Raw genomic sequence first — 15,473 nt, 5'->3', positions numbered from 1 at the left:
CCCATGAATACCATTCAAAATAAAAAGATTCTCTTAGTCGACGATTGCGAGCTAATTCGAAATACGTCGCGAATTATGATTCTAAATATCGGCTTTTTGGCAGAAAACATTTTCATGTGTTCCAGTGCGAATCGTGCACTCTCTTTATGTAAAGCTCATATTTTCGATGTCATTATTATTGACCAGAACCTAGGCAACGGCGCTAGTGGGTTAGAGCTTTTGCAAGCTCTACATCTGCAAGAGCTTCGAGCTCACGATACCATTGTGATTGTTGCGACCGCAGATAACTCAATGAATGTTGTGCAAGGGTTCTCTTCATACAACCCCAATGCCTACATCATAAAACCTTTAAGAATGGATACACTCTCGTCGAGCATCCAATCCAATCTGAACCTTCAAAAGTTGAGTAAAAACGCTATTCATGCCTATCAAGAGGCTGGGCTTAATGGGTTTATGACCGCGCTAAAATCCACGTCATCCCCTAAAAAGGCAATGTATGTCATTGAGCAGTTTGCTCACTTTAACCAAGCTCCACAAGAGCATCGCCTAATTGTTCTTCAGGCATTCTTCAAATCACATCCAACAACCAAGCTCGGACTCATATACGCTTTTTTGCTATTGCAAAATGGAAAGATTTCTCAGTCTGAATCGATATTACACACTCTGGTTCAACGAACGGATTGTAGACCCGTTGACTACTACCCTTTGAAGTTAGCGTTGTTGACTGCAAAGGGGGATCTAAGCGCAAGTAAAGAACTGACCAATTCTATATTGAGTGAAAGGAACGACGATCCGTCCGCGATATCCAGCCTTTTATGGACATCATTCATTGTTCCGGATCTTCTTTGCAGCGACCTACTGCACCGACTAAGACAACATTTGAGTAAAAATCTGTGGATCGATGATGAGCACAAGCTTTTGCTTTGCGCTCAATTAGCAAAAAACGGTTGCAGCAATCCTAAAGCAACGTGGAATTCAATTCCCTTGCCAACAAACAATCGCTTTTCCAATACCTACGAAATGCTTTTCACCGCATGGTGTGAATGCAAGTTGGGCAACAATATCAGTCATCCGATAAATACTTTAATTAGCTCACCGTTATTTGAACATTCGTCATTGGCAAACTTGTTTCTTCTTGATGTGTTGGAACAATCCGTAAACGACACAGAACTCAATAAGGTTTACGACCGAATTAACCATATCGGAGAGAAAATCTTATGTTTTCTTAAAAGGTCAGTCGTTACGCGCGCTACAGCGAAGCAATCTAAAACACAGCAAAGTATTCAACTTGCATAACTTCCGGAGTCGCAATGAATAGACACGTTTTAATTATTGAAGACCACGATTTCCAACGAAGATTTCTGCATTTACAGTTGGAAAAAGTCGGGTTGAACCAAATCTCTTCAGTATCTTGCGGCACAGACGCTCTCGTTTATATCGCAAAGCACAAACCAGATCTGCTGATTTGCGATTTGAACATGCCAACAATGGATGGCATTGAGTTACTTCAAGAGCTCGGTGAGGAGAATTATCAAGGCGATATCATCATTTCAAGTGCTCAAGATGAAATGGTGGTCAATTCCGCCGATAAGATGTGCCATCAATACGGATTAAATCTGATTGGTTTGATGGAAAAACCCGTAACATCTGAAAAGCTCTCTTTACTGCTCAATACTTCGGTTCAAAGCACCTCAAAAGCCGCTCCCGAATCTATTTCTGTTACAAAACAGTCGATTATTAATGGCATCGAAAATGATGAGTTCGAGCTTTACTACCAACCGTTAGTAAGCTTCAAAAACGGAGAATGGCTAGAAAGTGAAACGCTTATCCGATGGAACCACCCAGAATTTGGGGTACTCACTCCCTACTACTTCTTGGATAAAGTACAAGAACTGGGGTTGTTGCAACTCATCGCGTTACAAACCTTAAACCAAGCCATTCAGGACTTGCCTAAAACTGAATTTCGCCGATTTGCATTTAATATAACCGCCAATGAATTGATGAGTGATGACTTTACCCATCGTTTGTTCACACTGATTGACGACAGAACTTTGTCTGCCTCTTCCATTCGCCTTGAACTTACCGAGTCCGATATTATACAAAACCTCGGTAAAGCACTCGCCTCCGCCACTCGAATCTGCATGAAGGGGGTAGCCCTTGCTGTTGATGATTTTGGTACAGGGTATTCTTCTCTCAAGCTATTAGAAGAGCTGCCCTTTTCGGAGCTGAAACTCGATGTCGATTTCGTTAAGAATGTGAATAACAGCCACGTTTCGAGGGCGATTGTAGAAGCCAGCCTCTTTCTTGCTGATCGGCTTAATTTCAATACGGTTGCTGAAGGAATCGAAGACAAATCACTTTGGTCATGTTTACAAGACCTGTCAGGGGAAAAGGGGTTGGCACAGGGGTACTTTATTGCCAGGCCAATGCCCGTATCTCAGCTCGATGAATGGCATAAAAGCTGGAAAAAAAGAATTATCAGCGAGGAATTATTGTAGTTTAAGACAATAATATTCAAAATCTAAACAACGGCAGATGATTGTTTAATGTAACAACTCAGTAGAACTCACCCAGCGCGATAAAATGGTCGGAACTAATACATGGTCCGATGTGATCAGCGAATATAAGTCGAAGTCATGCTACTGTCCCGCTACATTTCAATCCGCTTTCAATTTATTTTGTTGCTGCTTATTGTATCTGCAAGTTTACTGACCATCATTTTCATGAATGTCAGTATCCATAAAGAAAGCAGCAAGCGCCTTACTGCATTAGAAAGTCGATACTACCCTGCACTTGAGCGCGCCGTAAAACTGAACTCTTTACTTCCGAGCTTAAAACAGCAATTTGATGCCGCTGTTGTCATGGAAGATGAATCCGCGCTGATTACGGCAGATGAACTCACCCAATCGCTACTTGACGATGCACAAAAAGGGGCACGTGTACTGCCTGAGTATGCCCAAAATTTTGAGACCTTCGCCTCTTCACTACAAACATACTCGCAGCAAGCAAAACAACTCAGCCTTGATTTTATCGAGTTGAACGGCACATTTGATGAGTTGAGTCGTCGTGCAAAAGCCATCGACCAACAACTTAAAGCATTGCATTCTACCTCAGATCAACTTCGAGAAAGCATACGTAAGCAAGTTGTAGAGACCATTCAAACGTCTGAAGTTGAAGCTAATCAAGCTTCGTCTGTTTCCATCATATTAGGCGGTATTCTGATTGTTTCCCTTGGCATCACCTCATTTGCGATTCAACATTCCATAACAAAATCGATTACCTTAGTGACGCAAAAGATGAAAGAGATTGCCAGTGGAGATGGCGATCTAACGGCGCGGATCGAATACAACGGTAAAGATGAAATTTCGCTGCTGGTTAGCCGAGTCAATCAGTTCATTGAGAAGTTACAAATCATCATAAAAAGCACACTGGACAGCAGCGAGATGCTTGAAAAAGTCTCTACTCGTATGGAATACAGTGCTCAGAATACGCTGGCATTAAATAACCAACAACAAACACAAATTGAAGATGTTACTCGCTCAATTAGCGACATGCTGGGCTCTATTGAGCACGTGGTCGATTACGCTTCGCAAGCTGATCTTCAAGCTCAATCGGCTAATCAAAAAGCGGAGCAAGGGGCCGAAGTCGTAACCAAGACTTCGAACCAAATAGAGTTACTCGCAGAGAAAATTCGAGCCACGGCAACCAAGCTCTCACAACTGGAGTCGAATACAAATAACGTGGGATCTATTTTGAGCACCATTCAAAACGTTGCTGAACAAACAAATCTACTGGCACTCAATGCCGCTATCGAAGCCGCCCGTGCGGGTGAGCACGGACGTGGATTTGCCGTTGTTGCCGATGAGGTAAGGGTTCTTGCCAGCAATACACAAAGCTCAGCTACGGAAATAAATGCCCTCCTTGTAGAGCTGCAAAACGAAGCCCATGACGCAGTTGAAGCCATGTCGCAAGGTTTAGAGAGCTCATCACTCGGCGTACACAACGCACGAGAAGCAGGGCAAAGTTTGTCAGAAATCACAACACAAGTTGCAAGCATCACTCAGGTCAATAAGCAAATTGCTCACGCAACTGAATTGCAACATCAAACTTCCAATCAGATCCAGCAACGTCTGGATGACTTTACTGATTGTTCTCAACAAGTCTCGCATTCCACTAGCGAACTTGAATCTCTCAGTCACGAGCTAAGCAACATTGTCGCTCAACTGAGCCAATCCACCTCCCAATTCAAAGTCTAACCCTTTTCGGAGAATAAAAATGACGAACAAAACTTTTCGCCTGCTACCATTAGCGGCGATTTGCGCTGCTGCGTTTTCAGCTCAAGCTGCGAACGCTAATTCAGAAAAACGTATTGAAGCACTAGAGCACCAAGTTAAACTTTTGGAAGCACAAAAGTCGTCTTCACTGGCTGACAAAATCAGCTTCAATGGCTTCGCTTCAGTCAATATGCAGGTTGCAAACAACAATCATGGCTTCGCCTACTCGACAGACAAAATCAAGTTTGACGAAGGCTCCCTAATCGGTCTTCAGAGTAAGTTTGCAATCAATGACTCAACATCAGCGACAGTTCAGTTGGTTGCTCGTGGAACCAAGAAAGAGAGTTGGAGCCCTGATATTGAGTGGGCGTTTGTTAGCCATCAATTTACGCCAAACCTGAAAGTACGAGGCGGTAAACTTCGCCTGCCTCTCTTTATGTACTCTGACTATCTTGAAGTGGGTTATGCGCAAGTCGGCGTTCGTGTCCCAACCGAAGTTTACGGTCCTGTCGTTGTCACGTCACTGACAGGTGGAGACTTCATTTACGATATCGAGTTAGAGGATAGTACCCTTTCGTTCCAAGGCTTTGCTGGTTCACAAAAGCTAACTGCAAATAAGCACTCTTATAATGCGCCAACGGAATTCAATGAAATCTTGGGTGGTGTGGTTAACTGGACTGATGATACATGGACGTTACGTGCTGTATATGGCCAAGCAAAAGTGTCTTCTGACGTTAATTGGAACAGCACTAGTACCGCCTTGAAACCACTCGGTGGCGTTATCGCAAACACCACCTTTGATAACGACGCAGCCAAATTTTACGGCGTTGGTGGCCGATACGACAACGGCAGCCTAATGCTGTCTTCTGAACTGACCCGCACAGAAGTGGAGGGTTTTTATGCGGATGTAGATTCTGCCTACCTAACCGCTGCATACCGCCTTAACGACGTGACACCATACTTCACTGTTTCGCATATGCGTACGAAAGACAACGATGTAAGAAACAAGCATTACGCGTCGGTAAAAGGAAGCACAACTAAGCTTGCTGCTCAAGCTGAAACGCTATTCACGAGAGCCAAAGCAATGATGGCAACCAATCCTAGTATGGCAACAATCCTTATGGTTCAAGCGCAACAAAAAGCGGCAGCAGCAAAAGCCGCTGGCAGTGTTGAAGGTTCTGCTAAAGCAATCCAAGTGGCTCAAAACATCCAACGCACCACCTACAGCATTGGTGCTCGCTGGGACGTAATGACAAACGTGGCGCTTAAGGGCGACATCAGCTACATGACTGATTTTGGTGATACATCTGGCGGGCTAAGCTCGGAAAGCCAAGATAAAACTAACCTACTCTATACGCTAAAAGTTGACGTTGTATTTTAAGGAAGAAATATGTTGAACAAGTTAATCGCTGTAGCTGCATTAGCTCTGAGTACAAACGTAAATGCTACGGTAGTTGTAATTGGTAGCCCTTCAATGGACGCGCTTAGTGCTGCAACTGTTAAGAAACTCTACCTTGGCAAAGCGAAATCTCTCAATATTGACGTTGTGGATCTCGCCGATGGTGACGCGCTCAAAGACGAATTCCACCAAAAAGTCACCGGGAAAACTGAGGCACAATTGCAAGCTTATTGGGCAAAACGTGTGTTTACAGGTAAAGGGCAACCACCAAAAGCTCTGCCTAGCGCAGATCTGGTAAAAAATACGGTTCAAACAGGTAATAACATTATCGGCTACATTGATGAAAGCCAAGTTGATGACAGTGTGAAAGTATTACTAAAACCTTAGTGATTTGTTGGGTAATTTGTAGGATTTCTCCAAATTGCCCTTCATTCTACATACCATTACAAATATCATTAACCTTCTTACAAAACTTACAAATAATTCCTTCCTACTTTATCTCACTGAATTTGCATAATATTTTCTGTTAATAACTAGTGACAAATAGTTATATTTCCATACATATATATTTCAATATGTATTTTATAGGTACTCAAGTACATAGGGTAAATTGACATCACCGGTATCCTCAATAGAATCAATCATATCAATAAGGGGGAGCGGTATTATTTATGCCAATGAATGAAAATAGAGAAGCGATATTAAAAGCAGCTGAAGAGTTATTTTTCACCCATGCATTTAAAAGAGTGACATTTAGATTAATAGCTCAAAAAGCAGGTGTTAGCCCTGCCCTAGTTGTTTATTATTTTAAGAATAAAGAACAATTATTTGATCAATTAATTGAAGAGCATACTCCTAGGCTTGCAAAAGAATTTTCCTCTTTCAAATCAAGGAGCCAAGTTCAACTATCAGAAATTATTGTGAAATACGTTCAATTTTGGCAAAACCACCCTAACATTCCAATTCTTCTAACTCGCGGTGGACTGAGCCAAGATTTTGAATCTAGGAAAAAACTAGAGGAATCTCGTTTTAATCATGTCACCAAGCAAACTTTGTATTCTGCCCTTAAGAAGGTGCCAGGTTGCAATGAAATGAACATCGACTATTACTATATGTTGGTATCTTCTCTGAGTACGCAGCCATATTTAAATATCGATAACAACGAAGATTGCAGAAAGTTTAATATCTCGGACTATACTCGTATTTTGGAAGACCTGAAATTTTCAGCTCCTGCGATATGTTAACTAAGCTTCAGTAAGAGCTATCAACATAAGCTATTGGTATGCCTTCTGGCATTAAAAAGCATCGAAGAAATTGACTGCAATATTAGACACAAAAATAATATAAATTAAAGTAATGTGCAGCAAACAAAAAATGCCTAAGTGAAAGTAACATCAGATGTTAGTTCACTTAGGCATTTTTATATCCAATTATCCTAAAGATACTTGGGTGTATACTAAAAAGCCATCAGCGTATGCTGATGGCTTTTAATTTATTGAATACTGAGATTACTCTTCAGAATCACTTTGTTCTGGTGCATCCTGCTCTGGAGCAGATTCAGATTGCTCAGCACTATTTTCAGCTGTTGCTTCTACTTCTTCACCTTCAGGCAATTCAGACTCTTCGATTTCTTCGATGCGCTGCAAACCAACAACGTTTTCGTCTTCAGCCGTTCTAATCAGAGTAACACCCTGAGTATTACGACCTACCTGGCTTACTTCAGATACGCGTGTGCGAACAAGAGTACCAGCATCGGTGATCATCATGAACTCGTCGTTTTCTTCAGTTTGAACAGCACCGACTACACAGCCGTTACGGTCAGAAACTTTTATAGAAACAACACCTTGAGTTGCACGACCTTTCGTAGGGTACTCGGCAAGCGGTGTACGTTTACCGTAACCGTTTTGCGTTACGGTTAGAATGTCACCTTCATTTGAAGGAACAATCAGCGATACCACTTGGTCGCCTTCTGCCAGCTTCATACCACGAACACCGGCAGCCGTACGACCCATTGCACGTACTTTACCTTCTTCAAAGCGTACAACTTTACCTTGTTGGGAGAACAACATAATGTCGCTTTCGCCGTCAGTAATGTCTACACCAATCAAAGAATCATCGTCACGTAGGTTAACAGCAATTAGACCGTTTGAACGTACATTGGCAAACTGATCCAGAGACGTCTTTTTAACCGTTCCGTCACCCGTCGCCATAAAGATGTACTTGTCTGCAGAGTATTCAGATACTGGTAAGATCGCTGTAATACGCTCACCTTCCTCAAGAGGAAGAATGTTTACAATTGGTTTACCACGCGCATTTCGGCTCGCTTGAGGCAATTGATAAACTTTCAGGCGATATGTCTTACCGCGGGTAGAGAAGCACAAAATGTTATCGTGCGTGTTCGCAACCAATAGACGTTCGATGTAATCTTCATCTTTCATCTTAGTTGCGCTCTTACCCTTACCACCACGACGTTGAGCTTCGTAATCGCTTAGAATTTGGTACTTAACATAACCTTCGTGAGACAGAGTAACCACCACGTCTTCTTGGGCAATGAGTTCTTCCATGTCGATATCATGAACAGCCGCAGTAATTTCTGTACGACGCTGATCACCAAAGCTTTCACGTACTGCTTCAAGCTCTTCGCGGATCACTTCCATCAAGCGCTCTGTGCTTGCAAGGATGTGCATCAATTCCGCGATTTCTTCTAGAAGTTCTTTGTATTCGTCTAAAATCTTCTCGTGCTCGAGACCAGTCAACTTATGTAGACGAAGATCTAGAATCGCTTGCGCTTGAGTTTCAGTTAAGAAGTACTGACCATCACGAATACCGTATTCAGGCTCAAGCCAATCTGGACGAGCCGCATCGTTACCCGCACTTTCAAGCATGGCAGCAACATTACCCAGATCCCAACCACGAGCAACAAGACCGGCTTTCGCTTCAGCAGGTGTCGCTGCGTTTCGGATAAGTTCGATGATTTCATCGATATTAGCCAATGCTAGAGCAAGTGCTTCAAGGATGTGCGCGCGATCGCGAGCTTTACGTAATTCAAAAATAGTACGACGAGTCACAACCTCACGGCGGTGATCGACAAAGCACTTAAGCATGTCTTTCAGGTTGAACAACTGTGGCTGACCGTTGTTCAGCGCAACCATGTTGATACCGAAAGTTGTTTGCAACTGAGTTTGGGCGTAAAGGTTGTTAAGAACCACTTCGCCTACTGCGTCACGCTTACATTCAATAACAATACGCATGCCGTCTTTATCCGACTCATCTCGTAGTGCACTGATGCCTTCAACTTTCTTATCTTTCACTAACTCAGCGATCTTTTCGATAAGACGCGCTTTGTTCACCTGATATGGAATTTCTGTGACAATAATGGTCTCTTTACCATTTTTGTCTGCTTCGACCTCAGCTTTTGATCGCATGTAGATCTTGCCACGACCAGTCTTATAAGCGTCAACAATACCTTTACGACCGCTAATCAATGCCGCCGTAGGGAAATCTGGTCCTGGAATGTAATCCATCAACTCATCGATTGTGATTTCTTCATTGTTAATGAATGCCAAGCACCCATCGATCACTTCGGTTAAGTTGTGAGGAGGAATATTCGTTGCCATACCTACTGCGATACCAGAGGCACCGTTTACCAACAGGTTAGGAATCTTTGTAGGAAGTACTGCAGGGATCTGCTCCGTACCATCGTAGTTCGGTACGTAATCCACTGTCTCTTTGTCGAGGTCAGCAAGCAGTTCATGGGCAATTTTCGCCATACGAACTTCGGTATAACGCATTGCCGCTGCAGAGTCGCCATCTATCGAGCCAAAGTTACCTTGACCATCGACGAGCATATAGCGAAGTGAAAACGGCTGTGCCATACGCACAATCGTATCGTAAACTGCACTATCACCATGAGGGTGATATTTACCGATGACATCACCTACCACACGGGCAGATTTTTTATATGGTTTATTCCAATCATTGCCTAGTACATTCATCGCGAATAAAACGCGGCGGTGTACTGGTTTTAGGCCATCACGCACATCTGGAAGAGCACGACCCACGATAACTGACATCGCGTAGTCTAGGTATGAACCTCTGAGCTCATCTTCAATGTTTACGGGCGTGATCTCTTTAGCTAGATCGCTCATAGAGCCATTATCCCTCTATAGTTTGATCGTATGTTAGATACGTACAAGGTTCAAAAATATAACACACAAATACCCCGTTCGGCATCTCTTTCCCCTTCGTTTTATCAGGTTGTGACCTTGGTTGTGATTCAATCGTTGAGAAATCGTACAGAAAAACTTTATCTGTATGAATTATAGCCATATTGTGACGCCTAATTTCACAAAATTGGAATTCAGGTGTTCTCCTGCTTTTCAGTCGCTATAATGCTTCAATCCTAATCCTGAGTATGATTGTTATGACCAAACAACAAAATGTCGATCCTGCGGAAATCAAAAAGTTTGAAGATATGGCTTCCAGATGGTGGGATTTAGAAGGCGAATTTAAACCGTTACACCAGATAAACCCATTAAGACTGAATTACGTGCTGGACAATTGCCAAGGTCTATTCGGGAAAAAAGTGCTCGATGTAGGTTGCGGCGGCGGCATACTCGCAGAAAGTATGGCTAAAGAAGGTGCTGAAGTAACAGGGTTGGATATGGGAAAAGAACCTCTTGAAGTAGCTCGCCTTCATGCATTGGAAACAGGAACAAAATTGGACTATGTCCAAAGCACTGTAGAAGATCATGCTGCAGAGAACCCAGAAAGTTACGATATCGTAACTTGTATGGAAATGTTGGAACACGTACCCAACCCACTATCTGTTATTCAATCTTGTGCCAAACTGGTTAAGCCTGGTGGTAAAGTCTTTTTCTCTACTTTAAATCGCAATTTCAAATCTTACTTATTTGCAATTGTTGGCGCTGAACACCTTTTGAAACTAGTACCAAAAGGAACGCACGACCACGAGAAATTTATCCGCCCAGCAGAACTTCTAAAAATGGTTGATAAAACGGACTTAATTGAAAAATCCATCACCGGGTTACATTACAACCCGCTGACCGATACTTACTCTCTTGGCAACAATGTCGACGTAAATTATATCGTTCACACAACACGCCTAAGTTAATATCAATACTGCCTGTTTCTTTAGGTACAGGCAGACATTTTTGCCACTGTTTTTTCCTACTCGCCTTCTATACCTCTTACTTCTTCTATTTTTGCTTTTACAGCCTCCTTTTTAACATTTATCTTGACGATAAAAATCACTATCTCAGACCTTTAGATTAATCAAATCCTCTATTATCGCTAGATACTCAATAAAGCATTCAAACGTGTTAAATTAATGTCGAATAAAGGTCTTGGCTGCATGTAATAACACACCACTAGACAGCACCAAAAAACTCAAATGGGAATGATTTTTCAGCCAAGGATTTTCGCCCAGCCAAATTATCTTACTTCGCTTATAAGCAACGTATCTCACTGCGCGATATAAAATCGATTTCCCTATATAATTTATTGCTGGATTTCTGAAAAAATGAGACACCAATCAAGAAAGTTATAATTTTGTAAAAAGTAGAGATTCATCGCCTTTTCGCACAATATGACAACGACTTGTGTGACCTTTGTACAGCTTAATTTTAGGCTCGATTTTTTCCTAAAGATCAAGAAAAATATTTTTTCTTCTGCTCATAATTAAAACACTCTGGAATGGGATATTTTTTGCAGGTAATCTCTACCTAAAATGATAGGTTAGTGCCTACTTACGATTTTTTTTATTCCCCCAACTTATCCACAAGTCTTCCAACTTATCCAACTTGAAAAATAGCCCACCGCGCACTATCTTGTAACTCGTTCAACCGAACAACACCACATATAGTGTTTTGACGCACTATATGTAGTGGATATAGATCACAAAGCCGACTACATTTTTACAAGAACTACCAAAGAAATACGGCTTTTAGCAGTTTCGTCAGGGAAATCTACCAGAATGAACCAACAACTAACTGTGACAAAAAGGGACGGTCGCAAAGAAAACATTGATTTGGAGAAGATCCATCGCGTTATCGCATGGGCTGCAGAAGGACTAGACAATGTTTCCGTTTCTCAAGTTGAATTAAAGTCACACATTCAATTTTACGACGGTATTACAACGTCGGACATTCATGAAACCATTATCAAATCTGCTGCTGACTTAATCTCTGAAGAGTCTCCAGATTATCAGTATCTTGCCGCTCGACTCGCTGTATTCCATTTGCGTAAAAAAGCGTACGGACAGTTTGAGCCACCAACACTTTATAAACACGTTTCCGAGTTGGTTGATGCTGGCAAGTACGATAAACACCTAATCGAAGATTACACGCAGTCTGAGTTTGAAGAATTGAACAGCTTCATTGATCACAACCGCGATATGAACTTCTCATACGCTGCTGTGAAGCAACTTGAAGGTAAGTACTTCGTTCAGAACCGCGTGACCAAAGAGATCTACGAGAGCGCACAGTTCCTTTACATACTTGTTGCAGCATGCTTGTTTGCTAAGTATCCGAAAGATACGCGTCTTGATTACATCAAACGCTTCTACGATGCGGCATCGACATTTAAGATTTCCCTACCTACACCAATTATGTCTGGTGTACGTACTCCTACTCGTCAGTTCAGCTCTTGTGTTTTGATTGAGTGTGATGACAGCCTCGATTCTATCAATGCGACTTCTAGCGCCATCGTGCGTTACGTTTCTCAGCGTGCAGGTATTGGTATTAACGCTGGTCGTATCCGTGCGCTGGGCTCTGAAATACGCAACGGTGAAGCTTTTCACACAGGTTGTATTCCGTTCTACAAATACTTCCAAACTGCGGTTAAATGCTGCTCTCAAGGTGGTGTTCGTGGCGGTGCGGCAACAGTATTCTACCCGCTTTGGCACCGCGAAGTTCAATCTTTGCTGGTCTTGAAGAACAACCGTGGTGTAGAAGAAAACCGTGTACGCCATATGGATTACGGCGTGCAGATCAACAAGATGATGTACTCACGTTTGATCAAAGGTGGAAATCTTTCTCTGTTCTCTCCTTCAGACGTTCCAGGCTTGTACGATGCGTTCTTTGAAGACCAAGATGAATTTGATCGTCTATACGAAAAATACGAAGCCGACGAATCCATTAAGCGCGAAACGGTGAAAGCAGTTGATTTGTTCTCTCTTCTTCTGCAAGAGCGTGCTTCTACTGGTCGTATCTACATTCAAAACGTAGACCATTGTAATACGCACAGCCCGTTTGATCCGGCTGTAGCACCCGTTCGCCAATCTAACCTTTGTTTGGAAATCGCGCTTCCTACTAAACCTTTGAACAATGTTGAAGACGACCAAGGTGAAATTGCACTTTGTACGCTTTCTGCGTTCAACCTAGGCGCGATAGAAAGCCTTGATGATTTTGAGGAATTATCTGACTTGGTTGTTCGTGCTCTTGATGCATTACTAGATTATCAAGACTACCCACTTCCGGCTGCTCGTAAGTCAACCATGAATCGCCGCACGTTAGGTGTAGGTGTGATTAACTACGCTTACTACCTCGCTAAAAATGGCGTGAAGTATTCAGACGGTAGTGCAAATGGTCTGACACACCGTACGTTTGAAGCAATTCAGTACTACCTACTGAAGGCCTCAATGAACCTAGCAAAAGAGCAAGGCGCGTGTCCTCTGTTCAACGAAACCAACTACGCAAAAGGCTTACTGCCTATCGACACATACAAGAAAGATCTAGATAAAGTATGTGACGAGCCGCTGCATTACGATTGGGATTCGTTACGTAAAGAAATTGTGGAACACGGTCTACGCAACTCGACGCTATCGGCACTAATGCCATCTGAAACATCTTCGCAAATTTCTAACGCGACTAACGGTATTGAACCACCACGTGGTTTCGTTTCTGTGAAAGCATCGAAAGACGGTATTTTGAAGCAAGTTGTACCTGATTACGTCAATTTGAAAGAAAACTACGAGTTGCTTTGGACTATTCCGTCAAACAATGGCTATTTGCAGCTTGTGGGCGTTATGCAGAAGTTTGTGGACCAAGCTATTTCTGCGAACACTAACTATGACCCAAGTGTTCAGCCAAACGGTAAAGTTCCGATGAAGCTTCTGATGCAAGACTTGCTAACCGCATACAAGTACGGTCTTAAGACGCTTTACTACCACAACACTCGTGATGGTGCGAGTGATGAGCAATCAGAAGCCGCTAAGGCTCAAGAAGATGATTGTGCAGGCGGCGCTTGTAAGATTTAAAGCTTTGGGCATCGACTCAGAGTAAAAGTTAAAACAGCCTCTTTGATTTCAAAGAGGCTTTAATGGATTTGAGGCATTTATGGCTTACAGTACTTTCTCTCAGAAGAAAAACGACCAACTAAAAGAACCGATGTTTTTTGGTCAGTCAGTGAACGTAGCACGTTACGATCAACAAAAGTTTGAAATATTTGAAAAGCTGATTGAAAAACAGCTTTCTTTTTTCTGGCGTCCAGAAGAAGTGGATGTATCAAGCGACCGTATCGACTACAACAAACTACCCGATCATGAAAAGCATATTTTCATCAGTAACCTGAAGTACCAAACACTTCTTGACTCTATCCAAGGCCGTAGTCCAAACGTTGCGTTACTTCCGCTTGTATCTCTACCTGAAGTAGAAACGTGGATCGAGACTTGGTCTTTCTCTGAGACCATTCACTCGCGCTCATACACTCACATCATTCGTAACATTGTGAACGATCCAGGCTTGGTGTTTGATGACATCGTTGAAAACGAGCATATCTTAAAGCGCGCGAAAGACATTGCTCATTACTATGATGATCTCATCGAACTGACGAACGATTACCACCGTTATGGTGAAGGTAAACATGTCATCAACGGAGAAACCGTAGATATCAGCCTAACCAAGCTTAAGAAAAAGCTGTACGTTTGTCTGATGTCTGTTAATGCACTAGAAGCCATTCGATTTTACGTAAGCTTTGCATGTTCCTTCGCTTTTGCAGAACGTGAACTGATGGAAGGCAACGCTAAAATCATCAAGCTTATCGCTCGTGATGAGGCACTGCACTTAACGGGTACTCAGCACATGCTGAACTTACTTCGTAACGGTCAAGATGATTTAGAGTTCTTACAAATCGCTGAAGAGTGTAAACAAGAATGTTTCGACCTATTTAAAGAAGCAGCAGAGCAAGAAAAAGAGTGGGCAGAGTACCTATTCAAAGACGGCTCTATGATCGGTTTGAACAAAGACATTCTGTGTCAATACGTTGAGTACATCACGAACATTCGCATGCAGTCTGTTGGTTTGGGTGTCGCATACCCAGACGCAACGTCTAACCCGATTCCATGGATCAATGCTTGGTTATCTTCGGATAACGTACAAGTAGCCCCTCAAGAAGCGGAAATAAGTTCTTACCTTGTTGGTCAGATCGATAACGAAGTCGACGCTGAAGATTTCGGAGATTTTGAGCTGTAATGCAAAAAATCAAAATCAACGAACTAAGCCCTATTGTCGCCAGCAGCGAAAAGACACTGCTGGAGGAAATGGAGAGCGCGGGATTTGAACCTGAGTACAACTGTCGAGATGGTCATTGTGGCGCGTGCCGCTGTGAATTGAAGTCGGGAGAGGTCGAATACGTTGGTTTTGCGATGGCATTTACACAGCCAAAAGAAATTTTGCCCTGCATATGCAGGGCAAAAACCGATGTCGAATTAGAAAAAGTAAACTATCAGCTCAAGGTCAAAAGCGCTTGATATCTCGCAATATCATCCTTGTTACACGCCA

General features: G+C 42.6%; 11 protein-coding genes. 10 read left to right on the top strand and 1 reads right to left on the bottom strand.

Annotated features, from left to right (window positions below):
* Nucleotides 1–3 precede the first annotated feature (3 nt).
* The 6 genes from VPNCDNU1_RS02600 (at nt 4) to VPNCDNU1_RS02575 (ending at nt 6,917) form a co-directional block, all read left to right on the top strand.
* Nucleotides 4–1,296 (top strand): response regulator, encoded by a 1,293-nt coding sequence (locus tag VPNCDNU1_RS02600; RefSeq protein ID WP_104398908.1) that lies wholly within the window; start codon nt 4–6, stop codon nt 1,294–1,296.
* Nucleotides 1,297–1,310: 14 nt separating this feature from the next.
* Nucleotides 1,311–2,498 carry an EAL domain-containing response regulator gene (locus tag VPNCDNU1_RS02595; RefSeq protein ID WP_104398907.1) on the top strand — a complete coding sequence of 396 codons (1,188 nt, stop codon included), beginning with the start codon at nt 1,311–1,313 and terminating at the stop codon, nt 2,496–2,498.
* Nucleotides 2,499–2,636: 138 nt separating this feature from the next.
* The gene (locus tag VPNCDNU1_RS02590) at nt 2,637–4,256 is read left to right on the top strand and encodes a methyl-accepting chemotaxis protein (protein WP_104398906.1); all 1,620 of its coding nucleotides are present in this window, start codon (nt 2,637–2,639) and stop codon (nt 4,254–4,256) included.
* 19 nt (nt 4,257–4,275) lie between these two features.
* A complete protein-coding gene (locus VPNCDNU1_RS02585) occupies nt 4,276–5,655 on the top strand; it encodes a hypothetical protein (RefSeq protein WP_104398905.1) in 1,380 nt (459 codons plus the stop codon).
* 9 nt (nt 5,656–5,664) lie between these two features.
* On the top strand, nt 5,665–6,060 hold the full coding sequence (locus VPNCDNU1_RS02580; protein WP_104398904.1) for a phosphate ABC transporter substrate-binding protein: 396 nt from the start codon (nt 5,665–5,667) through the stop codon (nt 6,058–6,060).
* A gap of 284 nt (nt 6,061–6,344) precedes the next feature.
* Nucleotides 6,345–6,917, top strand: coding sequence for a TetR/AcrR family transcriptional regulator (locus VPNCDNU1_RS02575; protein WP_104398903.1), 573 nt, complete (start codon nt 6,345–6,347; stop codon nt 6,915–6,917).
* Between the two features lie 264 nt (nt 6,918–7,181).
* Here VPNCDNU1_RS02575 and gyrA read toward each other — a convergent pair whose 3' ends face one another.
* Complete coding sequence (gene gyrA, locus VPNCDNU1_RS02570; RefSeq protein ID WP_104398902.1) at nt 7,182–9,821, bottom strand: DNA topoisomerase (ATP-hydrolyzing) subunit A; 2,640 nt, start codon at nt 9,819–9,821, stop codon at nt 7,182–7,184.
* 275 nt (nt 9,822–10,096) lie between these two features.
* Here gyrA and ubiG point away from each other — a divergent pair, with 275 nt between their 5' ends.
* From ubiG to yfaE, 4 genes are all read left to right on the top strand, one after another.
* On the top strand, nt 10,097–10,807 hold the full coding sequence (ubiG, locus tag VPNCDNU1_RS02565; RefSeq protein ID WP_104398901.1) for a bifunctional 2-polyprenyl-6-hydroxyphenol methylase/3-demethylubiquinol 3-O-methyltransferase UbiG: 711 nt from the start codon (nt 10,097–10,099) through the stop codon (nt 10,805–10,807).
* A gap of 861 nt (nt 10,808–11,668) precedes the next feature.
* On the top strand, nt 11,669–13,951 hold the full coding sequence (nrdA, locus tag VPNCDNU1_RS02560; protein WP_104398900.1) for a class 1a ribonucleoside-diphosphate reductase subunit alpha: 2,283 nt from the start codon (nt 11,669–11,671) through the stop codon (nt 13,949–13,951).
* Between the two features lie 79 nt (nt 13,952–14,030).
* Entirely contained in the window at nt 14,031–15,164 is a 1,134-nt protein-coding gene (gene nrdB / locus VPNCDNU1_RS02555; protein WP_104398899.1) for a class Ia ribonucleoside-diphosphate reductase subunit beta, read from the top strand.
* Complete coding sequence (gene yfaE, locus VPNCDNU1_RS02550) at nt 15,164–15,442, top strand: class I ribonucleotide reductase maintenance protein YfaE (protein WP_101115529.1); 279 nt, start codon at nt 15,164–15,166, stop codon at nt 15,440–15,442. The genes nrdB and yfaE overlap by 1 nt, the downstream gene beginning before the upstream one ends.
* Nucleotides 15,443–15,473 lie beyond the last annotated feature (31 nt).

It is taken from the genome of Vibrio penaeicida (assembly GCF_002933855.1).
GTDB lineage: Bacteria > Pseudomonadota > Gammaproteobacteria > Enterobacterales > Vibrionaceae > Vibrio > Vibrio penaeicida_A.
Note: the sequence above shows the minus strand (reverse complement) of the source record. Positions and strands in the feature narration are given on the sequence as shown.